The sequence below is a fragment of the Mesorhizobium sp. M4B.F.Ca.ET.214.01.1.1 genome, assembly GCF_004791545.1.
Classification (GTDB): domain Bacteria; phylum Pseudomonadota; class Alphaproteobacteria; order Rhizobiales; family Rhizobiaceae; genus Mesorhizobium; species Mesorhizobium abyssinicae.
Genome location: NZ_SRUX01000005.1, coordinates 315,982 through 331,628 on the forward strand (window position 1 = coordinate 315,982; position 15,647 = coordinate 331,628).

At 68.5% G+C, this 15,647-nt stretch carries 14 protein-coding genes; 1 reads left to right on the forward strand and 13 read right to left on the reverse strand.

Annotation, left to right across the window (positions count from 1 at the left end; translation table 11 throughout):
- Positions 1–21: 21 nt before the first annotated feature.
- The 7 genes from cobT to cbiE are packed head-to-tail and all read right to left on the reverse strand — an operon-like array spanning position 22 to position 6,332.
- Complete coding sequence (gene cobT / locus EN857_RS13095; protein ID WP_128346732.1) at positions 22–1,032, reverse strand: nicotinate-nucleotide--dimethylbenzimidazole phosphoribosyltransferase; 1,011 nt, start codon at positions 1,030–1,032, stop codon at positions 22–24.
- 24 nt (positions 1,033–1,056) lie between these two features.
- The gene (locus EN857_RS13100) at positions 1,057–1,833 is read right to left on the reverse strand and encodes an adenosylcobinamide-GDP ribazoletransferase (protein WP_127393583.1); all 777 of its coding nucleotides are present in this window, start codon (positions 1,831–1,833) and stop codon (positions 1,057–1,059) included.
- Positions 1,834–1,836: 3 nt separating this feature from the next.
- Positions 1,837–3,150, reverse strand: coding sequence for a cobyrinate a,c-diamide synthase (locus EN857_RS13105; protein ID WP_127393582.1), 1,314 nt, complete (start codon positions 3,148–3,150; stop codon positions 1,837–1,839).
- The gene (cobA, locus tag EN857_RS13110; protein WP_135858714.1) at positions 3,147–3,962 is read right to left on the reverse strand and encodes a uroporphyrinogen-III C-methyltransferase; all 816 of its coding nucleotides are present in this window, start codon (positions 3,960–3,962) and stop codon (positions 3,147–3,149) included. Before cobA ends, EN857_RS13105 begins: the two co-directional genes overlap by 4 nt.
- Positions 3,959–4,723 (reverse strand): precorrin-4 C(11)-methyltransferase, encoded by a 765-nt coding sequence (gene cobM / locus EN857_RS13115; protein WP_127393580.1) that lies wholly within the window; start codon positions 4,721–4,723, stop codon positions 3,959–3,961. Before cobM ends, cobA begins: the two co-directional genes overlap by 4 nt.
- Positions 4,720–5,106 carry a cobalamin biosynthesis protein gene (locus tag EN857_RS13120; RefSeq protein WP_128346651.1) on the reverse strand — a complete coding sequence of 129 codons (387 nt, stop codon included), beginning with the start codon at positions 5,104–5,106 and terminating at the stop codon, positions 4,720–4,722. The genes cobM and EN857_RS13120 overlap by 4 nt, the downstream gene beginning before the upstream one ends.
- Positions 5,103–6,332, reverse strand: coding sequence for a precorrin-6y C5,15-methyltransferase (decarboxylating) subunit CbiE (gene cbiE / locus EN857_RS13125; protein ID WP_128346652.1), 1,230 nt, complete (start codon positions 6,330–6,332; stop codon positions 5,103–5,105). Before cbiE ends, EN857_RS13120 begins: the two co-directional genes overlap by 4 nt.
- A 154-nt stretch (positions 6,333–6,486) precedes the next feature.
- On the opposite strand from cbiE, the gene EN857_RS13130 reads away from it, so the two are divergent.
- Positions 6,487–7,251 carry a cobalt-precorrin-6A reductase gene (locus EN857_RS13130; protein ID WP_128346653.1) on the forward strand — a complete coding sequence of 255 codons (765 nt, stop codon included), beginning with the start codon at positions 6,487–6,489 and terminating at the stop codon, positions 7,249–7,251.
- Here the strand turns inward: EN857_RS13130 and EN857_RS13135 are convergent.
- The 6 genes from EN857_RS13135 to cobW are packed head-to-tail and all read right to left on the reverse strand — an operon-like array spanning position 7,215 to position 15,642.
- Positions 7,215–7,979 (reverse strand): precorrin-3B C(17)-methyltransferase, encoded by a 765-nt coding sequence (locus EN857_RS13135; protein WP_127394070.1) that lies wholly within the window; start codon positions 7,977–7,979, stop codon positions 7,215–7,217. The two genes, EN857_RS13130 and EN857_RS13135, sit on opposite strands and share 37 nt — an antisense overlap.
- Positions 7,976–8,734 carry a precorrin-2 C(20)-methyltransferase gene (locus EN857_RS13140; protein ID WP_127283355.1) on the reverse strand — a complete coding sequence of 253 codons (759 nt, stop codon included), beginning with the start codon at positions 8,732–8,734 and terminating at the stop codon, positions 7,976–7,978. The genes EN857_RS13135 and EN857_RS13140 overlap by 4 nt, the downstream gene beginning before the upstream one ends.
- Positions 8,731–9,363, reverse strand: a complete 633-nt coding sequence (locus EN857_RS13145; protein WP_127394069.1) for a precorrin-8X methylmutase — start codon at positions 9,361–9,363, stop codon at positions 8,731–8,733. The genes EN857_RS13140 and EN857_RS13145 overlap by 4 nt, the downstream gene beginning before the upstream one ends.
- Positions 9,364–9,365: 2 nt before the next feature.
- A complete protein-coding gene (gene cobG / locus EN857_RS13150; protein ID WP_128346654.1) occupies positions 9,366–10,832 on the reverse strand; it encodes a precorrin-3B synthase in 1,467 nt (488 codons plus the stop codon).
- Positions 10,829–14,587 carry a cobaltochelatase subunit CobN gene (locus EN857_RS13155; RefSeq protein ID WP_135858717.1) on the reverse strand — a complete coding sequence of 1,253 codons (3,759 nt, stop codon included), beginning with the start codon at positions 14,585–14,587 and terminating at the stop codon, positions 10,829–10,831. Before EN857_RS13155 ends, cobG begins: the two co-directional genes overlap by 4 nt.
- 17 nt (positions 14,588–14,604) lie before the next feature.
- Positions 14,605–15,642: a cobalamin biosynthesis protein CobW gene (gene cobW / locus EN857_RS13160; RefSeq protein WP_127393663.1), complete on the reverse strand. Its 1,038-nt coding sequence runs from the start codon at positions 15,640–15,642 to the stop codon at positions 14,605–14,607.
- Positions 15,643–15,647: the final 5 nt, after the last annotated feature.

A 15,647-nucleotide genomic window follows, 5' to 3' on the forward strand; every position in this document is an offset into this window, starting at 1 on the left:
CGGACAGCTACGGCCTTCCTTTCACTTCTCCGACACACCTGCCTCAGCAAAGCTCGCCATGCGGGCGTGGCATTCCAGCGCCGAGCGCACGATGTTGACGGCAAGGCAGGCGCCGGACCCTTCGCCGAGCCGCATGCCGAGGTCGAGCAGCGGCGGCAGGCCGAGCGCTTCGAGCAGGCGGCGGTGGCCGGATTCGGCCGAGACATGGGCGGCGATGGTGTGGGCGAGGCCGGTCGGGTGCAGCCGCGCCAGCGGCGCCGCGGCGGCGGTGCAGACAAAACCGTCGAGCAGGACCGGCACATTGTTGCGGCGCGCGGCAAGCGTGGCGCCGAAGATAGCGGCGAGCTCGCGGCCGCCAAGGGCTGCGGCGATCTTCAGCGGGTCGGACAGCGCGTCGGCATGGCGCTTGAGGCCGGCTTCGATCGTGGTCACCTTGCGCTTCAGGCCGGCATCGTCGACGCCGGTGCCGCGCCCGGTCCATTTCTCGGCGCCGCCACCGAACAGGGCGGCAGAAATCGCTGCCGCCGGCGTGGTGTTGCCGATGCCCATTTCGCCGAAGCAGACGAGGTCGATATCCTTGGTCACCGCGTCATGGCCGGCCGAGACGGCGGCGAGGAAGGCTTTCTCGTCCATCGCCGGCACTTCGGTGAAGTCGCCGGTCGGATGGTCTAGGTCGAGCGGAATGACGTCGAGATCGGCGCCGGCGATGCGGGCAAGCTGGTTGATGGCGGCGCCGCCGCCGGCGAAATTCGCCACCATCTGTACGGTGACTTCCGACGGGAAGGCCGAGACGCCCTGCGCGGTGACGCCGTGATTGCCGGCAAAGACGAAGACCTTCACCTTGTCCAGCCTCGGCATGTCGCGGCCCTGCCAGCGCCCCAGCCAGGCGGAGATGGTTTCCAGCCGGCCGAGGCTGCCTTGCGGCTTGGTCAGCGTGTCCTGGCGGCGGGCGACGGCATTGGCCGCGGTGTCGCTGCCGGCCGGCAGATCGAGGCAGGCAGCGCGAAGTTCATCAAGCGATTTGAAAGACATGGGGGCAAAGTCTCCGAAAAAGAGTCAGGATAGGGATACGGAAGCGACGAGCAGGACTGCGATCTCGCCAAGTTGCTGAAGGGCGCCGATCGTGTCGCCGGTCTGGCCGTCGATCTGGTTGAGGCAAAGGGCGCGGAACGCGGCAAACAGCAGACCAAGCAGGACGATCGCGACAATGGCGCCGCCTGGCCCGAGCAGGAGGAGCGGTATCGCGCCGAGCACGGCGCCAACTATTGCGGCCTCGGCCGAGACGCTGCCGGCGCCGGCCGAGAGGCCGTCGGACCGCGCCGGGGGCAAGAGATGCATGAAGGCGCCCAGCAATCCGCGCGAGGCGGCGTGCGCGGCAATGAGCGCCAGGAGCGCCTGAGTCGGGTCGGCGAATTCCGAAATCGCGCTCCAGCGGATCAGCAGCGACAGGGCCAGTGCCGACGCGCCATAGGCGCCGATGCGGCTGTCGCGCATGATCTCCAGTTTTCCACCGCGCGACTTGCCGCCGCCAAAGCCATCGGCGACATCGGACAGCCCGTCCTCGTGCAGGCAGCCGGTGGTGAGCAATGTTGCGGCAAGTGCTAGCGCGGCCGCCGGACCCATGGCAAGGCCGAACCGTTCCGCCGTGGCGTAGACGACCGCGCCGATCAGGCCGACGGCAAGACCGGCGACAGGGGCGGCCCAGATCGCGGCGGCGAGGCTGCGTCCGCGAAAATCAAAGACGGGCAGCGGCAGCCTGGTGAAGAAGACCAGGCAAAGGGCGATGTCATCGAGGACTTGCCGGAGCGAAAGGGGAAAGTTCTTGAGCTTCATGCCCTAGCCCCTCGCAATGGCATGGAAGAACGTCCCGCTAACATGGCCGCGCCGGTAGCCGGAGGCGCCGAGCGGATTGCCCTGGCCGTCGGCAAGGTCGGCCAGCGGCTCGTCGTTGCCGGTGGCCGTCATCTGCGCATAGTGGAATTCATGGCCGCGGATCAGCGTGCCCTCGGCTCCGAGCGGGCAAGCGGCGCGCAGCCGCGCCTCGCGGTAGCCGAGGTTCATCTTGCGCCTGGCGAAGCTGGTCGAATGGCCGAGCAGGCCAAGCATCGGATGCGTGTCGCCTGCCGCGTCCTCAAGAGTCTTGCCCAGCACCATGAAGCCACCGCACTCGCCGTGGATCGGCTTGGTCGCGGCGAAGCGCGCCATTGCGGCCCGGAAGTTGGTGGCGGCGGCCAGCCTGCCGGCATGAAGCTCGGGATAGCCGCCGGGCAGCCAGCAGACATCGCAGCTGTCGTCGGGCGCTTCGTCGGCGAGCGGCGAGAAGGTAACGATCTCGGCGCCGGCCTTGTGCCAGTGGGCGGCGACGTGCGGGTAGACGAAGGTGAAGGCGGCGTCCTCCGCCAGCGCGATGCGCTGTCCGGGTGGCGGCAGCGCGTCGCCGAAATCGCCAGCCGCCGGCACCAGCGGCGTGGCCAACGCCATGATGGCGTCGAGATCGAGCGACTTCTCGGCCATGTCGGCCAGCCGGTCGAGATGCGCCATCAGGTTCTCGTACTCGCCGGCCTGGACGAGGCCGAGATGGCGCTCAGGCAGGTTGAGCGTGGGATCGCGCAGGATGGCGCCGACGACCGGCAGGCCGATCGCCTCGATGGCATCGCCGGACAGCCGCCGGTGGCGCTCGCTGCCGAGCCGGTTAAGGACGACGCCGGCCATGCGCACGTCCGGGTCGTAGGTTGCAAAACCCTTGGCAACGGCGGCCGCCGTGGTCGACTGGCCGGACACATCGAGCACGAGCAGCACCGGCAGGCCGTAGAGCCGCGCAAGGTCGGCGGCCGAACCCGTGCGGCCTTCTGGGGCGGGAATGCCGTCGAACAGGCCCATGGCGCTTTCGAGGACGACGAAGTCGGCATCGTCAGCCGCTTGCCTGGCCAGCGCATTGAGCAGGGAAGGCGGCATTGCCCAGCTGTCGAGGTTGACGCCGGAGAGGCCGGTGGCGGCGGTGTGGAAGCCCGGGTCGATGTAGTCAGGCCCGGACTTGGCGCCGCGCACCTTCAGGCCGCGCCGGGCGAGCGCGCGCAGGATGCCGATGGTGACGCTGGTCTTGCCCGAACCCGAGCGCGGCGCGCCGATGATGATGGCGCGCGCCGTCATGGTTCGCCCGCCAGTGCCGCGCGCATGGCGACGATGCCGCCGACGACGATCAGCGCCGGCGAGGCGAGCCCGGCGGCCGCGGCTTCCTCGGCGATGGTGGCGAGCGTGGCGACGACGATACGCTCCTGCGGCGTCGTCGCGGAAACGATCACCGCTGCCGGCGTCGACGGCGCCAGGCCGCCCTCCAGCAGCGAAGCGGCGATCCGCGGCAGGTTGGCCATGCCCATATAGATGACGACCGGCTGGCCGGTGCGAGCGATCGCCGCCCAGTCGAGATCGTCCTCGGTGCCGGCGGCGTGGCCTGTGGCCAGGATGACCGCCTTGTTGATGCCGCGCATGGTGGCGGGGATGCCGGTGGCGGCGAGCGCGCTCAGCCCGGAGGTCAGGCCGGACAGCACGCGGAAAGGAATAGCCTCCCGCGCCAGCGCCAAAGCCTCTTCGCCGCCGCGTCCAAAGATGTAGGGGTCGCCGCCCTTGAGACGGACGACGCGGCGTCCCTCGCGGGCCAGCCGCACCAGCAAAGCGGTGATGTCGTCCTGCTTCATCGACGGCTGGCCGCCGCGTTTGCCGGCATAGAAGAGCTCGGCGCTTTCGGCGACCGCGACGATATCGGGCGAGACCAGCGCGTCGTAGACGAGCGCGTCGCATTGCCCGAGCGCGGCCAGCACTTCGAGCGTCAGGCAGCCGGGATCGCCGGGGCCGGCGCCGGCCAGCCAGACATGGCCGGGCTCCAGCGCACGCGGCTTGAAGTTCAGCCGCGCCAGCGCCTGCTCCACCGTGGCCCGTCCGTTTCTGTTGGTGCTGCCGTTCACAATCCGTCCCGTCCGCGAAAACGCCGCTGGTAGTGGGCGTCATAAAGTGAGCTTTCGCCGAAATCCTGCGCCGCGAGCGCGCTGCCGACAAAGATGATCGCCGTGCGTTCCATCGGGTTTTCCGCCAGCTGCGCCGCGATGGTGCCGAGCGTGCCGGTCAGCACGCGCTCGTCCGGCCAGGAAGCGCGAAAGACGACCGCGACCGGACATTCGGAGCCGTAGTGCGGTGTCAGTTCGGCAACGATGCGGTCGATGGCGTGGATGGCGAGGTGGATGGCGAGCGTGGCGCCGGTGCGGCCGAAGCCGGCCAGCGTTTCACCCGGCGGCATCTTCGAGGCGCGGCCGGAGACGCGCGTGAGCACCAGGCTCTGCGCCAGTTCGGGAATGGTGAGCTCGCGCCGCAGCGCGGCAGCCGCTGCCGCAAACGAGGGCACGCCCGGCGTCAGCGTGTAGGGGATGCCGTGCTTCTCCAGACGCCTGATCTGCTCGGCCACCGCGCTCCACACCGAAAGGTCGCCGGAATGCAGGCGTGCGACATCGTCGCCGGCCCTGTGGGCGGCGACATATTCGGCCTCGATCTCGTCGAGCGACATCGGCGCGGTGTCGATCAGCTTTGTCCCCGGCGCGCAATGTTCGAGCAGTTCGGGCGCAACAATGGAGCCGGCATAGAGGCACACAGGGCAGGAGGCCAGCAGCCGGCTGCCGCGCAGAGTGATGAGGTCGGCCGCGCCCGGTCCGGCGCCGATGAAATGAACGGTCATGCGGCATCTCCGCCGAGCGCGATGGCGCAGGTGACAGGACCGAGCACCGTGCGCGGCCCGAGCAGTTTCGCGCCCTTGCCGGCAGCGGCGAGCGCGGAGGCCTCCGAAACCGACGGCGTGCCGGCCTTCGACTGCGAAAGCTCGGAGTGGCTGAGCGCGCCGGATGATGCGGCTTGCATGGCATCGTTCGAGACGACGATCACAGGCAAAGCGAGATCGCTGCCGGCGAGGAAGATCGCTTCCTCGTCGCGTTTGATTTCACCGGTCGCCAGGGCCGAAAGCGCCGTCATTGCCAATCCATGCGCTTCGAGAGCGGTCTCCACGGCGGCGCGCACGTCGCTCACCGTCACGCCCTTCCGGCTGCCGATGCCCGCGACCATCATGGCTTGACCCAGCTCCACTGTGTGACCGGCATGGCCGGCCGCCAGGCTTGCATCGAGCCGACGGGCGAGGCCCGGGAGATGGCGATGCGGATGAGATCGCCGCCATGCTTGTTATGTTGGGCGAGGAGCAATCCCTCCATCTCCAGCGTCACGGCATTGGCGACGAGGCGGCCGCCCGTCCGCAAAGCCTTGATGGCTTTCTCCAGCACGCCGGCGTCGCTGCCGCCGCCGCCGATGAAGATGGCGTCCGGCGCCTCCAGTCCGGTGAAGGCCTTGGGCGCCGGGCCCTCGATCACGACAAGACCGGGCACGCCGCAATGCGAGGCGTTACGGCGGATGCGGACGGCGCGCTCCTTGTCGGCCTCGATGGCGATGGCGCGCAGCGAGGGGTGAGCGAGCATCCATTCGATGCCGACCGAGCCTGAGCCGGCGCCGATGTCCCACAGCAGTTCGCCGCGCCGCGGCGCCAGCGCCGACAGCGTCATGGCGCGGATCTCGCGCTTGGTGATCTGGCCGTCATGCTCGAACAGGTGGTCGGCAAGCCCCGACGCCAGCGGCAGGACACGGGCATCCGGTGTCGATTCAACGTCCAGCGCCAGCACGTTGAGCGGATTGATGTTCTTGAGATCGAAGCCGTCGGCGCGCGCGCTTCGGCGTGCTTCATCGGGGCCGCCGAGCGCTTCGAAGACGGTCAACCGCGAGGGTCCGAAGCCGAGTTCGTCGAGCAGCCCGGCGATCGCCGCCGGCGCATCGCCGTCGGATGTCAGCGCAAGGATGCGCGCGCCGTGGTGGAGGAGGGGGCGGACCAGGTCGATCGCGTGGCCGTGGAGCGAGATCGCCTCGACATCCTGCAGCGCCCAGCCCAGCCGGGCTGCCGCCAGAGACAGCGATGAAGGCGCCGGCAGCACCCGCATTTGCTCGGGTTTCACCTTGCGCGCCAGTGTGACGCCGACGCCGTGGAAGAACGGGTCGCCGGACGCAAGCACGCAGGTTCTTTTTCCCGCCCGTGCCAGGACATCGCCCATTTCGGTGTCGAATGGTGTCGGCCAGGCACGGCTCTCACCCGTCGCCAAGGATGCGACGAGCGCGAGGTGCCGCTTGCCGCCGAAGATGAATTCGGCTTGCGCTATGTGCTGCTTGGCCTCGTCGCCGAGACCCGCTACACCGTCCTCGCCGATGCCGACGATGGTGAGCCATTGAGGTTTTGGCTGCTTGTTTTTTGACATGCCGCGCCGCCGCTCATCCGCCTGCCGGCACCTTCTCCCCGTATAGTGACGGGGAGAAGGGGGCTGGTTGCAACGCCGGCGTTACCCTCTCCCCGTCCTTACGGGGAGAGGGTAAGGGTGAGGGGCCGCGCCGGCGCTGCGCATCGTGGTGCTCATGACGAATATTCTGATCCTCGGCGGCACCACGGAAGCCCGGCAGCTGGCGGGAAAGCTCGCCGCGCGCGCCGATCTCGCGGTCACACTGTCGCTGGCCGGCCGCACCGAAAGCCCTGTCGCGCAAGGCGTGCCGGTGCGCGTTGGCGGTTTCGGCGGCGCGCAGGGGCTGGCGGCCTATCTCAAGGAAACCGGCACGGCCCTGCTGATCGACGCTACGCATCCCTACGCGGCGCGCATCTCGGCGAACGCCGCTGAAGCTGCCCGGCAAGCCGGCGTGCCGATCCTTGCCTTGCGGCGTCCCGGCTGGGAGCCCGTGGCGGGCGATCGCTGGACGTTGGTCGACAGCGTGGCGGAGGCGGCAACGGCGCTCGGCACGGCGCCGCGCCGGGTCTTCCTGGCGATCGGCAGGCAGGAAGCCGGCGCCTTCGAGGCCGCGCCCCAGCACCACTATCTCATTCGCAGCGTCGACCCGGTCGAGCCGAAGCTGACCCTGCCCGACGCGATCTATCTGCTGGCGCGCGGACCGTTTCCGGAAGCGGACGAGCGCGCGCTGCTCGAAAGCCACGGGATCGATGCCATCGTTTCCAAGAACAGCGGCGGCGAGGCGACCTACGGCAAGATCGCCGCGGCGCGCGCGCTCGGCATCGATGTGATCATGGTCCGTCGGCCGTCCGTGCCCGACGTTCCATCGGCCGACACCGTCGATCAGCTGGCCGCCAAGGTCGATCATCTTTTCGAGCCCGTTGCCGAGCGTGGCGTGTAGACCAGCGACGGCTTGTCGCCGCGCCGAATGATCCTGGTTTCCGGCGAGCCGATGATGATGCAGGTGGCCATGTCGGCCTTTTCCGCATCGGCATCGGCGAGCAGATGCACGTCGATACGCTCGTCCGGCCGGCCGGCGGCGCGGCCGAAGATGACCGGCGTGGTCCCGGGCAGGATCGCCTTCAAACATTCGAAGGCCCGCCCGAGCTGCCAGGGGCGCGCCTTGCTGATCGGGTTGTAGAGCGCGACGACGAAGCCGGCGCCGGCGGCGGCCAGCAGGCGCAGCTCGATCAGATCCCAGGGCTTCAGATTGTCGGAGAGCGAGATGGCGCAAAAGTCGTGGCCGAGCGGGGCGCCGATGCGGGCGGCGACGGCAAGCATGGCGGTGACGCCGGGAACGACCGCAAGGTCGATCGCGCGCCATTCCGTCGGGCCGGCCTCGATCGCCTCGCAGATTGCGGCTGCCATGGCGAAGACGCCGGGGTCGCCGCCGGAGACGACGGCGACGTCATGGCCCTCGGCGGCCTTGGCCAGCGCTTCGTTGGAGCGGGCAAGCTCCTCCCGGTTGTCGGATGCGATGCGTGTCTGGTCCGGCCTCAGCTCGAGCCGGTCGACATAGGGCTTGTAGCCATAGAAGAACTTGGCCTCGGACACGGCGCGGCTCGCTTCCGGAGTGACCTGATCGGCGTTGCCGGGACCGAGGCCGATGACGGTAAGGCGGCCGCTCATGCCTTGGCTCCGGCAGCACCGGGACGGGCGGACCAGCCGGCGACCAGCACGATGGCGAAATAGGGGGCCTTGTCGTCCGGCTTGTCGGCTAGCCGCATCGAGACGCTGCCCGGCATGGTGCCGCGCTCGACATAGACGGCTTTGGCAAGCTTGCCGGTCGCCTGCAGCGCGCGGCGGATTTTCGGCAGGTTGCGGCCGACCTTCATGATCACCGCTGCGTCGGTGTCGGCCAGCCGCCGCGTCAGCTCGAACTCGCTCATCGTGCCCGGCAGGACAGTCAGCACGTCGTCGCCCTGGACGATAGGCAGGCCGGTCGCCGACCAGCAGCCGGACATGGCGGTGACCCCGGGGATGACCTCGGTCGGGAAGCGATGCGCGAGGCGCACATGCAGGTGCATGTAGGACCCGTAGAAAAGCGGGTCGCCTTCCGACAGCACGGCCACCATCCTGCCGGCGGCAAGATGTTCCGCGACCGCCTCCGCCGACTGCTCGTAGAAATCGGCGATCTGCGAGCGATAGTCGTCGTGATCCTTGTCGATCTCGGTCGTCACCGGATAGAGCAGCGGCAGCTCGATCATGTCCGGCCGGAAGCGGGCCTCGACGATGGCGCGCGCATTGCTGTTGTTGCCGCGCTTGGCGAAATAGGCGACGACGTCGGCCTCTGCCAATGCCCGCGCAGCCTTGAGCGTCAGTAGCTCGGGATCGCCGGGACCGGTGCCGACGCCGACGAGGCGGCCTTTTACAATCGCGTTCACAGGCCGGGCCTCGCCAATGCGTTGAGGGCTGCGGCGGTCATGGCGCTGCCGCCCAGCCTGCCGCGCACGATGGCGTAGGGCACGCCATAGGAATTCTCCGCCAGCGCGTCCTTCGATTCGGCCGCCCCCACGAAGCCGACCGGCATGCCAATGATCGCGGCGGGCTTGGGGCCGCCGTCACGGAGCTTCTCCAGCAGGTAGAAAAGCGCCGTCGGTGCATTGCCGATGGCGACGACCGAGCCGGCGATGCGCTCGCCCCAGAGGTCGATCGCGGCGGCCGAGCGGGTGTTGCCGATCTCCCTGGCGATCTCGGCGGTACGCGGATCGCGCAGCGTGCAGATCACCTCGTTGCCGGCCGGCAGGCGGGCGCGGGTGACGCCATGCGAAACCATCTCGGCGTCGCAGAAGATCGATGCGCCGGCGGCAAGGGCCGCGCGGGCCGCGCCGACGAAATCGTTCGAGAAAACAAAATGGCTGGCGGCCTCGACCTGGCCGCAGGCATGGATCATGCGGATCGCGACATCGGCCTCGGCGTCCGAGAAGCGCGACAGGTCGGCCTCGGCGCGGATGATGGCAAAGGAGCGTTCGTAGATCGCGGTGCCGTCATGGATATAGTCGTAGGCCGTCATGCTCAATCCTGTCGATAGATGTCGGCGATGCCGGCCGCGCCAAGCCTTGTCATGCAGGCGGCGGCTGTTTCGCCTCGATGTCGTTGCGCGCGGATCGCTGCAAGGATGCCGCCAACGCCGCGCGCGGCGTCATAGCCCGGCCTGTATCCGGCAGGAAGAGCCTTCGCCGTCCCGCCAACGACAAGTCCGGCTCCGTTTTCGTCGCCGACCAGTGTGAGGGCGGCCAAGCCGGGATGCGCGCAGCCTTTGGCGCAGCCGGAAACGTGCAGGCTGAGCGAGGCGTCGAGGAGGTCGCTGTTTTGCGCCGCGATGGTTTCGGCGATGGCACGGGTGGCGATGCGGCCAGAGGCGCAGGCCGGTGTGCCGGGGCAGGCAGCGATGCGAATTCGCGGATCGGCGGCGTCGGTGACGAAGCCGAGGGCGGCGGCGGAGGTTTGCAGCGAGGTGCAGGCGACTGAGGCGAGGCCAAGGAAGAGCATGGCGCGGCCGGGGGACAGGCGGATCTCGGTGGTGCCGAGGCCGGCGGCTTGCGTGGCAAGTTCGATGAGCGATTGTGCCGGCATGCTGCCGTAGGGCAGGCCGATACCGAGAGCAAAAGTGTCGCCGGCCAAGGGGAAAAGGCCGATAGGTTTGCGCGAGGCCCCCCCCTCTGTCCTGCCGGACATCTCCCCCTCAAGGGGGGAGATTACGCTCTCGCCAATGGTTTCGCCAATCTGCAACGTTGAAAATGGGGAGCCGGCGTCGACGCTGCCAATCTCCCCCCTTGAGGGGGAGATGTCCGGCAGGACAGAGAGGGGGGCGACAGAGTGCCAACTTGCGAGTGAATTAAGCTGCCGCTCCGACAAGTCGCGGGTATGCGCCTCACGGCCTTTTTCCGCGACCATCCTGAGTGCCGCCACAGTGATGTCGCGTGCAGCATCCTCGTCGGCCGTCGCCAGCGGCATTGCATTGCGCGCGTCTCCGACGACAGACAAACTCCAGTGCACGGCCGCGTCGGCCCGCACCGCCTTCAGCCTTACGTCGGCCGTGACCGCGTCCATCGCCAGTTGCCCGCCGCCGTCGACAACCACCGACACCTTCGGTCCCAGCCGTGGCGTCAACCCGGCCTCTTCGACGGCCGCCCTGATCCGCTCGGCGAGCGGGCGCGGATCGGCAACCTCCTGCGGATCTATGCCCGCCAGTGGCCCGGTCTCGACCGGCACGCCGATGCGCACGGCAATGCCCAGCGCATCCACCTCCGCCGCCAGCAGGCGCGCGCTTTCCGCCGTTAGGCCACGGATCTGCAAACTGCCGCGCGCGGTCACTTCCATGATGCCGTTGCCGTGGCGCAAGGCGGATTCGCCGAGTCCGATCAGCGACTTCGGGGTAAGTCCTCCAGCGACCGGATTGAGCCGCACCAGCAGTCCGTCGCCGGTCTGCATCGGGGCGCTGAGGGCAGGGCAGGCGCCGCGGCGCGAGAAGGCGTTCATGCCGCCACCTGCTGGGCTTCGGCGATCAGCGCGGCGAGATCGTCGTCGATGGAGTTCCGCAAGGGGTGCCATAGGCCACGCCGTCGCGCGGAGAGGAAGCGTTCCGCGATCACCTTCGCGGCAGCCGGGTTCTCGCGCAGGATGAAGGCGCGAACGTGCGCGTCGCCGAGATAGGCATCGTGCACCGCCTCGATCAGCGCGCCCGATATGGCATGCGTGGTCTCGGCAAAGCCGACGAGGCGGTCGACGGTCTCGGCGAATTCGGAGGCGCCGCGCGGGCCATGGCGCATCTGGCCGGCAATGAAGCGCGGGTTGACGGCGCGGGCGCGGACCACTCTGGCCACCGCTTCGCCCACCGAGCGCGGCCTCGGCTTTTGCGGGTCCGTGGTGTCGAGCACGATGACATCGGCATTTTTGCCCAGTGCTGCCAAGGCGGCCGAAAACCCGCCGATGAAGGCAACGTCGGCCGAGCCTTCGAGGATGTCGCGGCCGGGATCGTCGCCGGTGTGGACGAGCAGGTCGGCCTCGGCGATGCGGCCCTCGAAGGCGCCGGGCGCGGAAGTCGCCTCGCCGTCGGCGCCGCCATAGGCATGCGAGGTGGCGTCGAGATAGGCGCGGCCGATTTCTTCGCGGCCGACCCAGTCGCCGCTGGACAAAAGATCCTCGACGCCGGCGCCGTAGGTGCCGGGCGAGGTGCCGAAAATGCGCGGGCCGATCTTGCCCTCGGCGCGGCTCGCCGCGGCGAGCGGGTTCTCGGAATCGTCCTCGTCGCGGCTGGCGACGGCGGTGGCGGCGGCGTCGATCAGTGCGATCTGGGTCGGGAACATGTCGCGGAACAGGCCGGAAATGCGCCAGGTGACGTCGACGCGCGGCCGGCCAAGTGCTGCCGGTGGCAGCACCTCGATGCCGGTGACGCGGCCGGTGGCGGCATCCCATTGCGGCCGGCAGCCCATCAGCGCCAGGCCTTGAGCGATCTCCTCGCCGCCCGTGCGCAGCGAGGCCGAGCCCCAGAGGTCGATGACCAGCGAGCGCGGCCAGTCGCCATGCAACTGCATGTAGCTGCGCACGACTTCTTCCGCCGCCGCCTGGCCAAGGTCATAGGCGGTCGGCGTCGGCATGGTGCGCGGGTCGGCGGTGAACAGGTTGCGGCCGGTCGGCAGCACGTCGGAGCGGCCGCGCGCCGGCGCGCCGGCCGGTCCGGCCTTGATGTGGCGGCCATCGAGCGCGGCGAGAAGGGCCGCTTTTTCCGCTTTCGCGCTTTGCCTGCGCAGCGGATCAGCCTCGCCCTCGGGCGCGCGGCCATAGACGTGCAGTCCGTCCTTGACGGCGAAATCCTTGAGGTCACAGAGCCAGGCGTCGATGCGGCGCAGCGCTTCGTCCGGCGCGTCGGTTCTGGCAACGCCAGCTTCGGAGGCAAGCCCGGTTTTTCGCGCGGTCTCGACGATCAGCCTGGCCAGGCGGTCGCGGCGGCGACGGTCGAGCCCGTCGGCCTGCGCATATTCGTCGACCAGCCGCTCGAGGCGCTGCTGGTTCTCATCGAGGCCCGCACCAGTCAGCGGCGGCGGCAGGTGGCCGAGCGTGACGGCGGCGATGCGGCGCTTGGCTTGCGCCGCCTCGCCGGGATTGGAGACGATGAAGGGATAGATGACGGGCAGCGCGCCGGTGACGATCTCGGGGAAGCAGATATCGGAGAGCGCGACCGTCTTGCCCGGCAGCCATTCCAGCGTGCCGTGCGCGCCGACATGGATGAGGGCGTGGACCCCGAGCGATTTTTGCAGCCAGAGGCCGAAGGCGATCAGGTCGTGGCGCGGGGGCAAAGTGGGGTCATGGTAGTCGGCGCGGCGGTCGACTGAGCGGCCACGATCGGGGGCGAGTGCCACGGTGACGTTACCGAAGGTCGCTGCGCGGAAGGGGAAGTGGGTTTCGTGCGCTAGCCGCGAAGGCTCGCGTTCTGTCGCGCCCCCCTCTGTCCTGCCGGACATCTCCCCCACAAGGGGGGAGATCAGGCTCGCGCCGTCGATTTCGCCAATCTCCGACTTCGCAGGGGGAAAGCCGGCGGAGGAACTGCCAATCTCCCCCCACGTGGGGGAGATGTCCGGCAGGACAGAGGGGGGCGCCTCGCGCGAACCTTTCCCTTCTGCCTTGCCCCACGCGGCCTCTATTGCATCGTGCGCTGGCCTCGGTAGTTCGGCCGAAAAGGCGAAGTAGGCCTCTACGGAGAGGCCTTGCCCACCCACCTCCAGCGCATCCAGCAGTTCCCGCGGCGATTGCGGAATCCCGTCAACCGCATAGCCCTCCTCCTTCAGGTCATGCAGCATCGCGAGCACGCTCGACGGCACGTCGAGGCCGACGGCATAGCCGGTACGGCCGGGCGCGCTCGGATAATCCGGTATCAGGATCGCCAGCTTGCGCTCGGCCCGCTCGGTCCGCCGCAGGCGAATGAACGCCGCGATGCGCTTGGCGACCTGCGCGATGCGACCTGCCTCCGGCCGGTTGGCGAAGGCGCGGAAAGCCAGCGCCGGGTCGGTTTCGCTCTCGCCCTTGAACGAAATCGCGCCGGCCAGGATGCGGCCGTCGAGTTCCGGCAGCACGACATGCATGGCAAGGTCGGCGGGCGCCAGGCCGCGCTGGTTTTTCTCCCAGACCTCGCGGCGCGTGGTGGCGACGATGACCTGGAAGACCGGCACGCCGGCACGGTCGAACAGCGTCTCCGCGCCGGGTTCGGCGCCGGAGGCGAATGCAGTGGCGGTGATGATGGCGGCCGGGTTCAGTGAGGCGAGGGCGTTCTCGACAAAGGCGAGAGACGCCTGATCCTTGAGGCTCGAAACGAAGATCGGCACCGGCGCGATGCCTTGCGAGCGCAACGCCTCGACCAGCGCATCGATCGGTGCGACATCGGCGGCGAGCAGCATCGAGCGATAGAAGAGGATGGGGATGACAGCGGTGCTGAGGTTGTCAGCGTCGAGTTTCGTCGCCCCCCTCTCTGTCCTGCCGGACATCTCCCCCTCAAGGGGGGAGATTGAGCTGTCGTCGACGCTTTCGCCAATCGCCGACGTTGCAGATGGCTCTTTTGACGCCCTTGAAGAAGGGGCGCCGGGGTCGGTGACGGCTGATCTCCCCCCTTGAGGGGGAGATGTCCGGCAGGACAGAGAGGGGGGCGAAGGAGCGCCGACGCTCGATAGGACTGGTTTTTCGACAACTCCCAGGCCCGGCTCGTAGTACCCAGCCTTCGGGACGCAGACCGGCTCGGCAACCGCCTCATCCGACCCAGCCAGCCGCGCCAGCCTCTTCACCAGCGCTGTCATATTCGCAGGCCCGCCTTCGCGGAAATAGCCGAGCAATCCGTCCAGCTCGGCGCGCGGCAGGGTCGAGGCCTCGATCAGCCGCAGGTCCTCGTCGTGGCTTTCGCCGGGCAGCAGCGCCAGCTTGATGCCGCGTTCGCGCGCGACCGCGGCGAGCTGGTCGCAGCCGTAGCGCCACCAGTCATAGCCGCCGAGAATGCGGACCAGGATGACGTTGGCATGGCGGGCGACGCTGTCGATCCAGAGGTCGACGGACATCGGATGGCGGAGATCGCGCAACGCGGCGAGCCGCATTGAGGGCAATCGTTCCGCGTCGGCCTTCCATGCAGCCGCGAGCCCCGAGAGATCGCTGTCGGTGAAGGACAGCGCCACGACATCCGCAGGCGTCTGCCTGAGATCGACAGGCTCGGCGAGATCGTCGAGCGAGGCGGATGTGGTGGTGAGGATGTGCATCTTGGTTCGGGTCTGCCTCAGCCGGCGAGGATACGCTCGATCGCCGGGCGGTTCAGCCCCTTCAGGCCGATGACGACGAGGCGCGAGCGGCGATCGTCCTCGGCCGTCCAGGCGCGGTCGTAGTAGTGGTTGACGCGCGGCCCGACGGCCTGCAGCAAAAGCCGCATCGGCTTGCCGCCGACCTCGACGAAACCTTTTACGCGCAGCACGTTTTCCTCTTCGGCGGCGGCGGCGACGCGTTTTGCGAGCTCGTCCGGATTGGCGATCGATGGAATGTCGACAATGAAAGTGTCGAAGTCGTCATGTTCGTGGTCGAATGCGCCGTCATGATGGGATTTGCGGTTCTCGATGTCGTCCTCCACGGCAAGACCAAGCCCCAGCAGCACGGAGGGATCGACCTTGCCGTGCGACGTCGGCACGATCTTCACGGCGCGGGCGGAGTGTTCGTTGATGATGGCGTTGGCACGGGCCGAACCGGCGGCGTCCATCAGGTCGCTCTTCGACAGGATGATCAGGTCGGCGCAGGCGACCTGATCTTCGAACACTTCCTCGACCGGATCGTCGTGGTCGAGCGTCTCGTCTTGCGCGCGCTGCGCCTGCAGGGCGTCCATGTCGTTGGCGACGCGGCCTTCGGCCAGTGCCGGGCCATCGACCACGGCGATGACACCATCGACGGTCACGCGGCTCTTCACGCTCGGCCACTGGAAGGCCTGGACCAGCGGCTTGGGCAGAGCGAGGCCGGAGGTTTCGATCAGGATGTGGTCGACCTTCGGCGTCAGCGACAGGATCTGGTCGAGCGCCGGCACGAAATCGTCGGCGACGGTGCAGCAGATGCAGCCATTGGCCAGTTCGACGATGTTTTCCTCCGGGCAGGCATCGACGCCGCAGCCCTTGAGGATTTCGCCGTCGATGCCGACATCGCCGAACTCGTTGACGATGATCGCCAGCCGCTTGCCTTTGGCGTTCTCGAGCAGGTTGCGGATCAGCGTCGTCTTTCCGGCGCCCAGGAAGCCGGTAACGACGGTGCAGGGAACTCGGGAGACGGATGCGGTCATGGTCA

Excerpts from the sequence above, each read along its gene's own strand:
- cobW (WP_127393663.1), bottom strand. The coding sequence starts at position 15,642 with ATGACCGCATCCGTCTCCCGAGTTCCCTGCACCGTCGTTACCGGCTTC.
- cobT (WP_128346732.1), bottom strand. The coding sequence starts at position 1,032 with ATGTCTTTCAAATCGCTTGATGAACTTCGCGCTGCCTGCCTCGATCTG.
- EN857_RS13130 (WP_128346653.1), top strand. The coding sequence starts at position 6,487 with ATGACGAATATTCTGATCCTCGGCGGCACCACGGAAGCCCGGCAGCTG.
- EN857_RS13100 (WP_127393583.1), bottom strand. The coding sequence starts at position 1,833 with ATGAAGCTCAAGAACTTTCCCCTTTCGCTCCGGCAAGTCCTCGATGAC.
- cobG (WP_128346654.1), bottom strand. The coding sequence starts at position 10,832 with ATGAACGCCTTCTCGCGCCGCGGCGCCTGCCCTGCCCTCAGCGCCCCG.
- EN857_RS13145 (WP_127394069.1), bottom strand. The coding sequence starts at position 9,363 with ATGACGGCCTACGACTATATCCATGACGGCACCGCGATCTACGAACGC.
- EN857_RS13155 (WP_135858717.1), bottom strand. The coding sequence starts at position 14,587 with ATGCACATCCTCACCACCACATCCGCCTCGCTCGACGATCTCGCCGAG.
- cobM (WP_127393580.1), bottom strand. The coding sequence starts at position 4,723 with ATGACCGTTCATTTCATCGGCGCCGGACCGGGCGCGGCCGACCTCATC.
- EN857_RS13105 (WP_127393582.1), bottom strand. The coding sequence starts at position 3,150 with ATGACGGCGCGCGCCATCATCATCGGCGCGCCGCGCTCGGGTTCGGGC.
- cbiE (WP_128346652.1), bottom strand. The coding sequence starts at position 6,332 with ATGTCAAAAAACAAGCAGCCAAAACCTCAATGGCTCACCATCGTCGGC.
- EN857_RS13135 (WP_127394070.1), bottom strand. The coding sequence starts at position 7,979 with ATGAGCGGCCGCCTTACCGTCATCGGCCTCGGTCCCGGCAACGCCGAT.
- EN857_RS13120 (WP_128346651.1), bottom strand. The coding sequence starts at position 5,106 with ATGATGGTCGCGGGCATCGGCAGCCGGAAGGGCGTGACGGTGAGCGAC.